At 48.5% G+C, this 14,514-nt stretch carries 13 protein-coding genes; 5 read left to right on the top strand and 8 right to left on the bottom strand.

Annotated features, from left to right (window positions below; all coding sequences use genetic code 11):
• The 5 genes from ACYVR3_RS00125 to ACYVR3_RS00105 all read right to left on the bottom strand — a co-directional run.
• Nucleotides 1–478, bottom strand: a 478-nt coding sequence (locus ACYVR3_RS00125) for a sugar phosphate isomerase/epimerase family protein (protein WP_461242615.1), incomplete at its 3' end; no start/stop codon positions are given.
• Nucleotides 479–488: 10 nt separating this feature from the next.
• Complete coding sequence (locus tag ACYVR3_RS00120; protein ID WP_461242614.1) at nt 489–1,484, bottom strand: ABC transporter permease; 996 nt, start codon at nt 1,482–1,484, stop codon at nt 489–491.
• 12 nt (nt 1,485–1,496) lie between these two features.
• Complete coding sequence (locus ACYVR3_RS00115; protein ID WP_461242613.1) at nt 1,497–2,975, bottom strand: sugar ABC transporter ATP-binding protein; 1,479 nt, start codon at nt 2,973–2,975, stop codon at nt 1,497–1,499.
• A gap of 15 nt (nt 2,976–2,990) precedes the next feature.
• A complete protein-coding gene (locus ACYVR3_RS00110; RefSeq protein ID WP_054734684.1) occupies nt 2,991–3,971 on the bottom strand; it encodes an ABC transporter substrate-binding protein in 981 nt (326 codons plus the stop codon).
• Between the two features lie 5 nt (nt 3,972–3,976).
• Complete coding sequence (locus ACYVR3_RS00105; protein WP_461242612.1) at nt 3,977–5,068, bottom strand: Gfo/Idh/MocA family protein; 1,092 nt, start codon at nt 5,066–5,068, stop codon at nt 3,977–3,979.
• 181 nt (nt 5,069–5,249) lie between these two features.
• Here ACYVR3_RS00105 and ACYVR3_RS00100 point away from each other — a divergent pair, with 181 nt between their 5' ends.
• Together ACYVR3_RS00100 and ACYVR3_RS00095 are read left to right on the top strand one after the other, a co-directional pair.
• Entirely contained in the window at nt 5,250–6,248 is a 999-nt protein-coding gene (locus ACYVR3_RS00100; protein ID WP_461242611.1) for a LacI family DNA-binding transcriptional regulator, read from the top strand.
• Between the two features lie 217 nt (nt 6,249–6,465).
• Nucleotides 6,466–6,663 (top strand): hypothetical protein, encoded by a 198-nt coding sequence (locus tag ACYVR3_RS00095; RefSeq protein WP_461242610.1) that lies wholly within the window; start codon nt 6,466–6,468, stop codon nt 6,661–6,663.
• A 91-nt stretch (nt 6,664–6,754) separates the two neighbouring features.
• On the opposite strand, the gene ACYVR3_RS00090 is transcribed toward ACYVR3_RS00095, so the two are convergent.
• Nucleotides 6,755–9,127, bottom strand: a complete 2,373-nt coding sequence (locus ACYVR3_RS00090; protein ID WP_461242609.1) for an FAD-binding protein — start codon at nt 9,125–9,127, stop codon at nt 6,755–6,757.
• 565 nt (nt 9,128–9,692) lie between these two features.
• Between ACYVR3_RS00090 and ACYVR3_RS00085 the strand changes: the two genes are divergently transcribed.
• Together ACYVR3_RS00085 and ACYVR3_RS00080 are read left to right on the top strand one after the other, a co-directional pair.
• On the top strand, nt 9,693–11,108 hold the full coding sequence (locus ACYVR3_RS00085; protein ID WP_461242608.1) for a DASS family sodium-coupled anion symporter: 1,416 nt from the start codon (nt 9,693–9,695) through the stop codon (nt 11,106–11,108).
• An 83-nt stretch (nt 11,109–11,191) separates the two neighbouring features.
• The gene (locus ACYVR3_RS00080; protein ID WP_461242607.1) at nt 11,192–12,076 is read left to right on the top strand and encodes a LysR family transcriptional regulator; all 885 of its coding nucleotides are present in this window, start codon (nt 11,192–11,194) and stop codon (nt 12,074–12,076) included.
• Nucleotides 12,077–12,132: 56 nt separating this feature from the next.
• Here the strand turns inward: ACYVR3_RS00080 and ACYVR3_RS00075 are convergent, their stop codons facing one another.
• Entirely contained in the window at nt 12,133–12,981 is an 849-nt protein-coding gene (locus ACYVR3_RS00075; RefSeq protein ID WP_461242606.1) for an SDR family oxidoreductase, read from the bottom strand.
• A gap of 104 nt (nt 12,982–13,085) precedes the next feature.
• Here ACYVR3_RS00075 and ACYVR3_RS00070 point away from each other — a divergent pair, with 104 nt between their 5' ends.
• On the top strand, nt 13,086–13,859 hold the full coding sequence (locus tag ACYVR3_RS00070; RefSeq protein ID WP_461242605.1) for an SDR family oxidoreductase: 774 nt from the start codon (nt 13,086–13,088) through the stop codon (nt 13,857–13,859).
• On the opposite strand, the gene ACYVR3_RS00065 is transcribed toward ACYVR3_RS00070, so the two are convergent.
• Complete coding sequence (locus ACYVR3_RS00065; RefSeq protein WP_461242604.1) at nt 13,856–14,293, bottom strand: MarR family winged helix-turn-helix transcriptional regulator; 438 nt, start codon at nt 14,291–14,293, stop codon at nt 13,856–13,858. The two genes, ACYVR3_RS00070 and ACYVR3_RS00065, sit on opposite strands and share 4 nt — an antisense overlap.
• Nucleotides 14,294–14,514: the final 221 nt, after the last annotated feature.

The following is a 14,514-nucleotide window of genomic DNA, read 5'->3' as shown; positions in this document are numbered from 1 at the left end:
TAAACAGCATTGGACAGTTTTCGATGCCGATTCGAATCCCCCGATCCCGAGCGTACTCAATAATCGGTGGCCACACGGTAGCCACTAAGTCGAGGTTGTCCGCCACGGTTCGGTACTGGTCACGGCCCAAAAAGGTCGTCACCAGCGGCACGCCCATCATCTGAGCGGCGTCAATAACCCGGTAAAGGTGTGCAATCGCCGTTTCGGCAACTTCAGTATCCGCTGATAACGGATTCGGGTAATATCCCAACGCCGAAATTTCAACGTGCCGTTCAGCAGCGTACCCGCGCATTTCCTCCGCTCTAGCTGGTGTTAAGCTTTCGGCGTCAACGTGGGAGACGCCCGCATACCGGCGGGCACCGTCCCCCTTGGGCCATGCAGCCAATTCAACACAGCTTAACCCGCGAGCGGCCACGTAATCAATGACTTCTTCATACGACATCGTTTCTAAAATCGCACTCAACAACCCTAATTTCATTCCGCCACCCCTAACTTTCGTCCTTCGACACCGACCGCTGAATCAGCAACGCGCCGATGATGATGATTCCTTTGATGGCGCCCACCAAAAACGACGGTACCCCCAACAAGTTCATCAGGTTATTAATGATGCCGAGGGTCAGGGTGCCAAATACCGTGCCTAAAATCGTCCCACGGCCACCAGCCATCGATGTCCCGCCAATCACAACAGCCGCAATCGCATCCATTTCGTAACCACTCCCGGAAGACGCGGAGTTCATACTACCTAACCGTGAGGCTTCAATAATTGAGGCCAAGGCAACTAGCACGCCGGATAACGCGTACACCAGTAATAGCACCCGATTAACGTTGATCGTTGATAGGAAACTAGCGCGTTTATTACTCCCAATCGCGTACACGTGGCGGCCAAACGCCGTCCGTCGCGCAATGATGCTGATGATGATACATAGCGCAAACCAGTAGATCATCGGCATCGGAATGACACCAAACAACTTGGTATTGGCAATGGCGGTAAAGGCACTCGCCGACTTGCCCGAGGCCAACACCCCACCACCATCAAAGTAGTATTCGGAGACGGACCGGTAGATCTGCATGGTCCCTAGGGTCACGATGAAGGCTGGCACGCCAAATTTTGAAATCAAGCCGCCAGTAATCGCCCCAAAGACCAGTCCCGCAAACACGGCTGCCACGATGGCCAAGAAGATACTCTGCGTGGCATTTAAAATCGTCATCGCAATCAGGCCAGTGGCGGCCATCTGGGAGCCCACGGCTAGGTCGATGCCCGCCGTGATGATCACCAAGGTCATGCCCAGGGCGATGATGCCGATGATCGAGTTGTTCATTAAGATATTCATGATGTTGCTGACGCTGAGAAAAATCGATCCTTTGAGGAGCACCGCCACGATGAACAGGATCAAGAAGGCAAAAATAGCGCTATAGTCCGCGATCAATCCCTTCAGGCTGCGTTGTTTGTGCTGAGGTGCTGAAGTGTCCTGCGTGTCTATCATAAGCTCACCTTCCTAATCTAATTGCCCACCGGTCGCCACCAACATGATGTCACGTTCGTTGATGGCGTCGTGTGGCAGTTCCGCTCGAATCTCACCGTGGGTCATGACGTAAACTCGGTCGCAAAGCTGTTGAATCTCCGCAATTTCACTGGTCAGAATCACGAAACTGATGCCCGTTTTCGCCAAATCCATGATTTGGTGGTAGATTTCGGCTTTCGCACCCACATCGACCCCCTGCGTCGGGTTATCCAAGATCACCACGTTGGGATTGGTGCAGAGCGCTTTAGCCAACAAGACCTTTTGCTGATTACCCCCAGAGAGTGACCCGATGACGTCTTTGACATCCGCCACCTTAATGTTGATTTGCTTGACGTAGCGTTGAACAGTGGTCGCCAGTTGTCGCCGGTGGATCAGCCCACCATGGGATAATCGCCCCAAAATCGGCAAGGTCATGTTTTCTTCGATATTGAGATCGGGCACGATACCGTTTTCCTTGCGATTCTTCGGTAAATAGGCGATCCCGTACCGCTTTACATCCGCGGTGGTCCGGATCCGAACCGGCTTTTCGTTAACCAAAACCTGCCCGGCATCAAACGGCGTTGCGCCGACAACGGCACTGAAAAGTTCACTCCGGCCATCGCCCAGCAAGCCCGTCACGCCGATAATCTCACCACGATGAACAACCAAGTCCACGTTATGAAATTCCCGCGCTTTCGTCAGACCTTTCAAGGTTAAAATCGGCTTACCCAGTGGTCGTGGCTGATAGATGTCACTGTTTGCCAACTCCTTGCCCACCATCTGATTACTCAATTGAACTTCGGTTAAGTCTGGCGTGACCGGTCCCGAATTCACCACGACCCCGTCACGCATGATCGTGTAGGTATCGCAAATTTCTAGCACCTCGTTAAGTTTATGCGAGATAAAGATTAAGCTAACCCCTTGATCACGCAACGCGCGCATCATCTTGAACACGTCGTTAATTTCAACGTCTGTTAGTGACGTCGTGGGTTCGTCCATAATGATCACCTTGGCATCGCGCATCAACGCTCGCACGATTTCGGTGATCTGCTTATAGGACTGATTAAGGTCGCGCACCATGGTCGTCACATCAAGGTCGATACCGACTTGGTCCACAAACTGCTGAGCCGTCGCAATCATTTCCCGCTGCCGTAACAACCCGTGGCGTTTGAGTTCGTGGCCTAAATACAGGTTCTCGTACACGCTTAAATCGTTGATCAGCGAGAGTTCCTGATGGATAAAGGCGATCTGTTGCTGGCTGACCGGTGTCGCTGGTGCGCCATCAATTTCAATCTCACCCTGATCCCTGGTATACACGCCGGTGAGAATGTTCATCAGGGTGGTTTTCCCCGTCCCGTTCTCACCTAATAGGGCGTGAATTGACCCGGTTGCCAGCGTAAAATCAACCCGTTTAAGTACGGCGTTGGCCCCGAAGGCTTTTTCAATTTGGCGCATCTTAACGACATCAGTCATTCGTTTCACCGACCTTTAGTATGGTGACTTAGCATCTAAGAATTTAGCAACGTTACTCTTCGTGACGATGGTTGGCGCAATAATGGTGTCTTTTTTGATAGTCTTCCCGTTCATGGCCTTGTTTGCCAGCTTGATGGCATCGCCAATCATAGCTGGTGAGTAAGTCGCCGTGAACTTAGTGATGTCGCCGCCCGCTTTAATTTGCTTGAAGTAGGCTTGGTCACCACCGGCACCAGAGATGATCTTGATGTCCGTTCGTTTGGCATCCTTCACAGCCTGTAGGATCCCGATTGATGATTCGTCATCGATGGAGAAGATCCCGTCAACTTGCTTGTTCGATTGCAGCATATCCGTTGCCGCCTTCAAGCCCTTTTCTTGGGTGAAGTCATCGGCCGTCATATTGACTAACTTGATGTCTGGATAGCTGGCTTTCATAACCTTCTTAAAGCCGGCTGTCCGTTCAGCGCTCACAGAACCTGAACTTGGCACGTTCAACACAGCAACCGTGCCCTTACCCTTCAAAGCATCACCGATCTTCTTAGCTGATAATTGCCCGATTTGAGGGTTCGATCCAGCAACGTAACCAGTGTATTTGGCGTCCACTTTCCGGTCAAAAACGACTAGTGGAATCTTAGCGGTCACGATTTTCTTCGCGGCTACCGAGACTTCGTCAGTTTGCGGTTGGAGCACGATGGCACCCACTTTTTGGGAGATCATGTCGTCAATTTGAGACGCTTGTTCGTTGACGGATGATGAGGTGACGATCTTGTATTTTTTCAGCCCTAACTTCTTCACTTGCTGTTGGGCGTAGTAGTTCACGCCGGCTTCCCAACCGTGGTCAGAACTTGGAATCACCACGGCGAGGGTTTTACTGCTGGTGGTTGATGAATCACTTGATTTTTTGTCCGATGAAGAGCTGCTACAACCGGCTAGACCAATCATCGTGGCTGCCAGTGCGGTAACGCCAAGTAACTTAACTAGTAATCCTTTTTTCATATCGTTCACCCCTGAAGTTGAATTGGTTGCTGTTGTGCATCGCTGACGACACAGGCGTCAACCAGCTGCATTAAGTAATCTGCTTCTGAGAAATCGACGTACCCGGCACTAGGCTTACCGTTAACGTCATCGTAAAAGGCTTGAATGCCAGCGGTAAAGGCGTCCTTCCACCCCACCGCGTGACCATTGGGTAGTTCCGCATCGTGTGCGGCTTGCCCGTGTAAATACTGACTGGCAGCGTACAGTTCTTCGTTGCCCTGGTCCCGGTGACCGACCCATAACCGATCTGGTCGTTCCTGGTACCATTCCAACGCCTGTTCACTCCCCTCGACTAACACGTGGAGGTCGTTCTTCTTGCCGGCGGTCACTTGTGACACCCGAATCAAGCCGGATAAACCATCTTCAAAGGTCACAAAGATGATGGCCGCATCCTCGTTGCTAACGGGTACTTCTTGTCCATTTTGGAACCGAGTGGCGTATTCTTGCAGGCGCTTCACTTCAACGCTCACAATGCGTTGATTGAAGATGTACTGTAAGGTATCAAAACAGTGCGAACCGATGTCGGCGATTGCCCGAGTGGGACCACCAATTTCAGCGTCTACCCGCCAATCGTAATCGGTCTGTTTCAATAACCAGTCTTGCAGGTACTCGGCGTTAACGAACCACGGTCGCCCAATTGACCCGCTGACCACCCGTTCGCGCATCTCTTCTACCATCAAGTTATGCCGGTAGTTGAAATTAACACCGCCTTTGAGGCCGGCTTTTGATAACTGCTGGGCCAGGGTTGCCGACTGTTCGGCGTTACTGGTAAACGGCTTTTCGCAGTAGACGTTCACCCCCGCCGCGATCAGTTGTTGATTAATCGCAAAGTGGAAACTACTAGGTGTGCAGTTGTGGACAACTTGTAAGGTCGGCTCTGACGCCAACAGGTCCGCAACCGTCGTGTAGTACCGGGGAATCTCCATTGCTTGACTAAGTTGTTTGGCGACCGCTTCATTTGGCTCACACACCGCAACTAGGCGCGCCCCCGGAACTCGCCGAATCGCCTCGATGTGCTGCTTACCAATGAAGCCGATCCCAATGACCGCAACATCCATGTCGTGGCCTCCTTCCAAAACAATGTCATCGCTTACAAACTCAGAATAAAGTGATTAAGCATGATAGTCAACGTAATTTTTGCAAAATATAGTGTAACATTTACAATATAACGTGATATATACCGTATTTTTTAGAAAACTCGTGCTATAATGAGTGGCAAATACGAAAGTAGGGATCTCGATGAGCCGAAAACGAAAACCAGCCTCACTCTCAGACATCGCTGCCGCCTCCGGTTATTCGATCGCCACCGTTTCGCGAGCAATCAGCCATCGCGGCAGCGTCAGTGCAGTCGCTCAACGCACGATTGATGCGCTGGTGGCGGAGATGGACTATCACGTCACAAACACCCGCCAGCCAGCTAAGAGCACCACCATCGCCGTGTTGATACCCAATTTATCCAACCCATTCAATTCATCGGTACTCGAAGGCATTCAAAATGCGGCCAACGCCCACGACCTCAACGTTGCGCTGTTAATGGTCAAGGAAACCGACACCAATATTGATTACTACTTGAATATGTTGAAGGACGCGAACTACTGCGGAGTGATCGCCTTGGCCGCCCTGCCGGATAACCAAACGGCCTACCAACTCAACCATGAGATTCCGGTGGTGATGTGCTCGGAATACTTAGAGGACACCGAAATGTCTTACGTGGGCATCAATGACGATATTGCAGCACAAAAAGCGACCGATTACCTCACCCGAATCGGCCGGCGCCACATTGCGCTCATTAATGCGACGACTAATCATAAGTATGCTCGAGAACGGGAAGCTGGCTATAACCAGGCACTGCGGCGGGCACAGCTGTCGCTCGACGCGGATTTAGTACTGCATATTAACAGCATCCGTTACAATTTAGCCCTTTCGAAAGTCACGGATCTGCTCCGCACCCGTACCGAAATCGACGCAATTTTTGCGACTTCGGATATCTTTGCGATCGCGGCGTTGGAGGCAGCCCGACACTTGGGCCGGCGGGTACCAGATGAACTTTCCGTGGTGGGGTTTGATAACATCTTCTTAGCCACCGTGGTCTCACCAAAGCTCACCACCATTAAGCAACCGGCCTATGAAATTGGTCACGAGGCGTGTGAGATTCTGAGGGAAAAGATTGCGCGGAAGAATGCACCGGAGCGTCATGAGGTGTTGGAGGCATCGTTGTTAGTGAGGGAAAGTACGTAGAGCGTGGAACGAAACGGGTTGAAAGCGAAACGTAAGGGGCAACCGACAGAAAGTCGTGGGCTTTCGGCTTTATGTTGGTTGCCCCTTACGTGCAGCTTTCAGTTTCGTGGAACGCGTTTCAGCTCGAGGACAGAACGTGGAACGAGGCGCATAGAGGACAGGAACGCTCACTTCTCCATTTTCTAATCATCAATCACCCATAAAGGAGCTCACAATTATGATCAACTTAATCTTCAAAGACAACCAATACCTCGACCGCAACAACCACTTCAATGATGATATTGAACAGGCTCGAATCATCAAAAGTCGAAAAATCGCCAATCAAGTTGCTGCCGAATACAACGCTCAAGTTACCAGCTATTCTTGGATTTCAGACCGTGAAAATCCATGGCTGGCTGATATGGAAGACGAATAATCAGTTTACCCACCACAATCAAAAAAGCGACTTGCAAACATCAGCAAGTCGCTTTTTCGATTTCAACATCATATAACTAGAAGACTAGTAATTAATTTTTAACCGTCTCGCCAACCTTCGTCAACGCATCCTTCACGGCTTCTTTAATCGCCCGGCTAGAAGCCGAGGCACCTGAAATCGTATCAACATCAGTTGAGTTTTCAGCCACAATGGTTTTTGGTAATTGATCAACCGCAACCAAACCAATGTCTTCACTTTCATGGTGTTGGACAATTTCAACGTTTTCGATTCGTTGATCGGCGTAAGTGACTCGAACCACGATTCGACCACCAAGACCACTGTTAGATGTCCCCAAGTATTGGTTAGCCGCTAGTTTGATATTGGCCAAACTCTCATTATCGACAATATCGTTTACGTGGCCAAGATTATCGGCTTCAACCTCATCCGCATCCGATTTTTGGCTAGCCGCACTTTCACCGGCTAACTGACCAAAAATCAAGCACTCTGCTAAGTTACCGCCACCTTGGTAGCAGTTAGCAACGATGCCGCCTAATTCGCCAGCACCATATAGATGTGGAATAGGTTGGTTATTCGTGTCTAAGATTTGCGCATGCTCGTTTCGCTGAGGGCCCCCTTGCGTATTAAGCACGTCATTAGCGGCCGCAATCGCATAATAAGGACCATCGCCAAATGCTCGCATGGTGTCGGCATGGCGACCAAAGGCGTAGTCGCGACCATTGTTGGCAAATTGATTAAAGTCAGTCACCGTTTGCGTCAACTTCTCCGCTGGTACACTCAATTTTTCAGCTAAATCAGCTAACGTATCGGCTTTAACCAGTTTCGACATGAAATCGGGGTATGGTAACCGTCCCTTATCATCGAGTTCTTGTTTAAAATCATTGTATTTTGCCTGATCAAAGACCAAGTATGGGTGCTCGTTATGCATCGGAATCAGCCATGACCCGTGCGTGCTGATGTGACCATGCCGGTGAGGCGCATCTTCTGGGAAGTAACGGGTCCCATCATCCGCAATCACAAAGATACTCCCCTGCTTCAGAGCTGGCCAGTGTTCAATTTGACGCCCACGTTCGCCTTCAGCTTCCTTAAAGGTGATACCTGGCAAAATGCCGTGTGATTCATAGTTGGCCATATGCCACATCTTAGCGCCAACTTCTTGGGCCATCCGAACACCATCCCCACGGTTATATAACGTGCCAAGTGGCGTCAATTTCTTGGTATGCAGGTAGGTTTGCACCATTTCTGGATTGTTTTCAAATCCACCCATGGCTAAAACAACCCCGTTCTTCGCGGCAACGTTGATCAGTTGACCGTCACGTTCGATTTGGACACCCCGAATGACGCCGGTACCGGGTTCTTGAATCAAATGTTGCGCCCGTGAGTTCAACCAGATGTCAATTTGATCCTGCCGATCCAAAACTTGTTGTCGTAAAATCTTCCAGAGTCCGGCATCCTTATCCCGTTTGTGGACGAGGGCAAAGTCAACCGTTTGACTCCCCTTAAGTTCCGGATATTCGGCCATCGTCTTTTTGATGGCAACCGCATCGCCCGGCTTAATATCATATTTCCAGCTAACGGCTTTGATACCAAAGTAGGTTTCGAAGTAACTTGGGATCTGGCTCATGCCTTTAAGGTAAGCCTGTAACGTATCCTCTGGCACTGATAATGGCGCAGCCAGTGCGTGGTAGTAGTCACTTAAATCACTTTGACTCTCCCCCATCACCACGTGTTGTGCTGAGTAACGCGTATTACCACCTTCACGGCCAAACGGTGCTGCTTCAACAACCAGAACTTTAGCACCGTTATCAGCCGCAAACCGAGCAGCAGTCGCACCAGCGCCACCGAAGCCTAAAACGACGACATCGTAATGACCGTCCCACTTAACGTTTAACTGCGAGCCACCAGTAAGGGTTTTGATCATATCGGTAAAGTGCGCAAAGCAGCTTTCTAAGAAGCTCACCGTCCGTGAATCGACTAGCGCACCTTGTGCATCGAACGCTTTAGGGGCAAAACTCAACATAAACTCATTACCGGGCAACACAATCGCATCGACACCGGGGGCGTTTAAAATCGCCCGTAAATCATCTTGAGCACGTGACGTGCCCTGAATCCCCAATGATGTCCCCACGATCATCACTGGCTTATTGGCTAACGGATGGATCTCATACGATAACCATTCCAGTACACTCTTCAAAGCCGCTGGTACAGCGTGGTCATATTCGGGTACCCCGATAATCACCCCATCCGCTGCGGTAATCTGTTCATTCAACGTTTGAACCGGCGCCGGTAATTCACCGCCGCGAGCAGGTTCATTAAACAATGGTATTGACGCAATTTCAGCAACCTCAATGTCGACTTTTTCGCTAAAGTGTTGTTGCATATATTGCAATAATTCTCGGTTATAAGATTTTTCAGCATTAGTCCCAACAATCGCTACTAGTTTCATCACAAACAGTCCTTTAAATTTTATTGGTGACGCCAAAACTTCAAAAAAGCACGTGTGGTTGTTCACGAGGCTCAATATACCCAGTCCGATCTAAAATGCAACGCTAAAATTTAAAAAAGTGCCCGGATTGCTGTTAACTCTAAGGAAAATAAGCGCTTACATTTCAACAAAAAGACGTCATTCGTGAAAAAATCTCAATGATTTCAAAACTATTTTTTTGAATTCCATAAAATAAATTAATGAATCCTAAGTGAATCCAAGGGTAACTGATGATGATATCGATCAATATTTAAGTGATCGGTTTGCGATGCTATTGAGCCATGAAGATTGTTATATCAGCGCTTACATGCAATCAAGATTTAAATGACCTACTTAAAAGTCAAAAAACAAGTTGACAGTTTCATAATAAAAGTTATGTTAAATCATGAAATTTCAAAAAAAGCAGTTGTGGTTTTCCAGACAGCTATGTGAAATGGTATTCAATATATGACGATGGTTGCGTCATTCCTTTCAGATAACTGCCTCCAATCTAAGGCAGAAGTTCATTCTGCGAAGGAGTAAACCCATGAAGAATAATGTGAAATGGAAAGGTTTCATTCTACCATTAGTTTTAGGTCTCGGTATCTGGTTTTTAACCCCCTTAAAGCCAGATGGTATTACGGTTGTTGCTTGGCACTTATTTGCGATCTTCGTTGCCACCATTATTGCCTGTGTGACGAAACCACTGCCCATGATGGCGACAACTTTAATTGGCATCACGCTTGCGACCGTCCTCGGTATTTTTAAAATGGAAGAAGTTGCCGCTGGTTTCGGGAACTCAACTTCTTGGATGGTTGCCATGTGCATGTTCATGGCAGCTGGCTTCATTAAATCCGGTTTAGGTCGGCGAATCGCCTATCTATTTGTGAAACTATTTGGCAAGAAGACCCTTGGACTGGCCTATGCACTTTCGGCCGTTGATACGGTCCTTGCCATCGGAATTCCTAGTAACAACGCCCGAGTAAACGGGATCATGTACCCCATCATTGATAACTTAGCTCACGAAATGGGTTCGGATCCAAAAGATGGGACTGAACGAAAACTCGGTTCATTTTTAATCTTTAATGAATATGAAATTAATAACGTCACTTCTGGTCTGTTTTTAACCGGACTGGCTGGTAACATGGTCGCATTGGGCCTTGCGAAAACTCAAGGCATTACGATTTCTTGGATGCAATGGTTCTTGGCCGCTAGTGTACCTGGCATTTTATGTCTCCTAATCATTCCACTGGTCCTCTACAAAATTTACCCACCTGAGGTTAAATCAACTCCTAACGCCGGTGCTTGGGCCGATGCCAAGTTAGCTGAAATCGGTAAGATGACGTTAAACGAAAAAATCATGTCCGTCACCTTTGTCTTAGCAATTATTCTTTGGTTAGTCGGTACCAAGATTGGCATTGATGCCACTGAAGTTAGTTTTATTGCCGTTGTCATTTTACTGATCACTGGGGTGATTACGACCAAGGATATGCTGAACGAAAGCTTTGCTTGGAACATCCTAACCTGGTTGTCCGTTGTCATGTTAATGTCGCAAAAATTAATGACGTTAGGCTTCTTCCCCTGGTTCTCTAAAACGTTGGGTAATGCTTTACACGGCATGAACTGGGTGATTGTGTTAGTCATTTTGTTCCTCGCTTACTTCTACTTACACTACATGTTTCCAAGTGTTTCAACCCAAATTTCGGCGTTGTACGCTGGTTTCCTGTCAGTTGCGTTAGGCGTGGGTGTCCCACCGGCATTGGCTGCCTTGATGCTGGCATTTGCGGGGTCGATTTTTCTCTCAACAACCCCCTACTCTGCCGGTCCAGCTGCATTGCTTTCTAGCACCGGATATGTTTCAAGTAAAGATTGGTGGAAATTGAGTGCCATTATCGGTGTCATTTTCAACGTGATTTGGTTGGGCGGTGGCCTCCTCTGGACGAAAGCAATCGGAATGTGGTAGTTTGTGAGCGCTTTAAATACCACTAGTTCGCTACTCACCGCTAAGTTATAATGATTAATAACGACTTAGAAAGGAGTGTTTTCATGAATGAGCGCGATTTAACCTATTTTTGCCACCTAGTCGAGGCTGGTAACTATACCGAAACCGCTAAACAGTTTAACGTGACTCAACCTGCCATCTCGGCTGCCGTGAAGCGCCTAGAAGATAGTTACGGGACCCCGTTACTGACTCAGCAAAATCATCGGGCTCAACTTGTCACCACCCCCGCCGGTCGAGTACTCTACATTAAGGCGCGCAAACTAATCAAAGAGTTTGCGCAAGTTAAATTAGAGGTAACTCACGCGAACGAACAGCAAGTCCGCTTAGGTTTTTCACATGTCGCAGGTGGCATTTGGTTACCACCAATGATCGAACAATTTATCAAATACGATTTACTGCCCCTCGTTGATACGCAAGTTGCCCCTTCAGTTAACTTACTTGAAGCCCTCCGAAACGGCAAACTAGATGCGGCGGTCTTTTCAACACTCCAGCCGGAACAATCCAGCGACCTCAACGTCACCCAACTTGAGATTCGACACTTCTATCTCCTAGCCAACGTGCATCATCCGCTTAGTCGGTTAAGCATGGTGAGCGCAATGGACCTGAAAGACGTACCCATCATTGCGCGACCCAAACACACGCTACCAAGAACCGCCTTAGATCGGCTGTGTCGGCAACAAAGCGTTCAACCTAAAATTATCTACGAAGCCGATTCTAACCAAATGGTTGCACGGCTAGTTAGCCGAAACCTTGGCGTTGGGTTAGTCATCGGTAATTCACTACCATTGAACGCCAACGTGGTTGAGGTTCCGTTGAAATCAAGTGAGTCGATTGCCTGCTATATGCAACTTGCCGTTCGAAACTCATTTTTACCCAATGAGCGGCAGCAACAATGTCTCAATCTCTTAAAACAAGTCAAATCAACCTAAAAAAGACGCTATTCCCGGATTCCCCAATCCGAAAATAGCGTCTTTTCATCCTCATGTCACTTCGCCAACGCCCGGACTAAATAGTCCTCAAATGTTGTTGGGTCCCGCCCCAACAACATCGTTAAAACAGTTACGTTCCCGTCCAATCCCCATTGGCTGTAACTGTCGGCAAGGTGCTTAAAGCCAGTCCTAAAGTATAAATCCTGCGCGCCGATATCATCTAAAAACTGCTCAACTGGCACGTATTCAGCAACGGCATGCTCCCCGGTGACCGCATTGAAGCGGGTCACTAATTCTTTCGGCGTGTACGGCGCGGTCCCCACCAGCTCGTACGTGGCCTTGTTATGTTTGGCTGGTTCCGCAAGCACGTTCAACACGACTTCGGCAACGTCAAGTGGATCAACGTACGCAACGGCACCGTCTAAGCTGTAGAAAATCCGGTATTTTCCGCTCCGCTTTACCGCTAGTGGATCAAAGTTGTGCATGTAGTGCATCGGCTGCAGAATCGTGTACGGCAACTGGGTGCGCATACCCGTGTAAATGAGATGTTCCTCCACGTCACGCTTGGCCGTATGCTGCAATAAAGAACTCAAAATGGGATGGGTCACCGACATAAAAATGAACTGCTGCAACTTCGCCTCAGCTGCCAAATCAATCAATGAATTCCCAATCAACGCTTCCTCCGGTGAGAATAACGGTGGGATATAAATTAAAATATCCGCCGCACTAATAATCTCAAGTTGAACGTCCAACTGAGTCAGATCACCCACGATGGCCCGTTCGATCCCTGGTAGTTGCTTCACTGTCGGATTAAGGTCCGTCGCAATCACTGGCAGTCCGCGTTTCACCAATGCATCAACAATAATTGACCTGGTATGGCCAGCTGCTGAAGTCACAACAATCATCTTTTTCATCCCCTTTGCTAAAATCGTAACACAAATTAGGTGCATATGCACCTAATTTGTGTTACGATTCACTTGAAAACTAATTCTTTTAGGAGGATGACATTATGGAACTCGTTAATCATCACGTCTTAATCACCGGCGGTACAACTGGCATCGGCTTCGCTATCGCGCAAAAGTTGTTGGCGTTGGGCAACGATGTACTGGTTGTCGATTATAGTCAGGCCAACATTGATCAAGCCAAAAAGACCCAACCGGCTCTGCAAACGTTCAAGGCCGACTTAAGTTCAGCGAGTGAACGTCAACGGTTAGCTGACTGGGTTCAAGTTCATTTTAGCGACCTCGATATGCTGATCAACAACGCTGGCATCCAGCGCTGGATCAACCTTCAAAATCAGGATAAGCGCCAAAGTTGGGACTGGTACCATCAGGAACTGGCCATCAACTTTGAAGCCCCGCTTCACCTGACGATGCTCCTGTTACCACTGATTACGAGCCATCCGAATAGCGCCATCATCAACGTCTCATCCGGTCTGGTCATCACCACTGGCGCTTGGGTCCCACTGTATACCGCCTCGAAGAATGCCGTTCATGGCTTTACCCAATCGTTGCGCCTCCAGTTGGAGGAAGCCGACACCAAGGTATTTGAAATCCTACCGCCGGCTGTAAACACCAACCTTGGCGGGAGCGGTGAACACACCTACGGCTCTGACCTCAACGAATTCGTCAGTGCGGTTATCGACCAACTGGCAAGCGATACGCCAGAGATCACCTTCGACACCTCGTGGACGCAACTGCGGGCCACTAAACAAGAGAACAACGACATGACCGAGCAAGTGTGGCACATGTTTAAAGACAACCCAACTTTCAAGAATGCTTAATCGGCCGTGCCTTGTTCAATCGAGTGACGAAGTTGGATCAATTGTTCAAAGATGTGCTGAGCGTCCGGCCCCAACCTAGACATCAACTCGGCATTTAACTGCTGAATAAATTGATTGATTGCGGTGGTAATCTGCTGACCATCCGCTGTCAGATAAAGCTGCGTTGCTCGCCTGTCTTCAGGATTGGTTCGCTTGTCGACCAATCCTTTTTTGATGAGGTGGTTGACGGCGCGGGTAATCGAACTGGGATTCAGGTGTACCACGTCGTTAAATTCACGTTGCACGATACCGGGATGGTCACCGATTTTCATCAGGTAGAAGTAGTTGGATGCATTTACGTCATACGGCGCCAGCGTTTCGGTAATGTGCGTCGCAATGGCGAGGTTCAGTTGCGCGACTTGCTGCACGAAGTCGGCTTCGGGGGTGTTGGGCATGTTGAGACTCCTTGAGTTTTAAATGTGTATTAGTAGCAGTGTTATAACACTAGTTACTATCAAGTTTATCATATAACTTGGGAAATGCGGGAGGTGGGGTTCTGATTATGACAGAATTTATGCATCGTATATTATCAGGCAAATTAATTTCATTTTTGAAAAGTATTAGATTTCTTTATCAAGGCATATTGCCAAATTATTTAATGATATAATAAGAATAT

This window comes from Secundilactobacillus muriivasis (assembly GCF_054785195.1).
The sequence above is the reverse complement of the archived record's forward strand: the minus strand, read 5'-3'. Positions and strand labels throughout refer to the sequence as shown.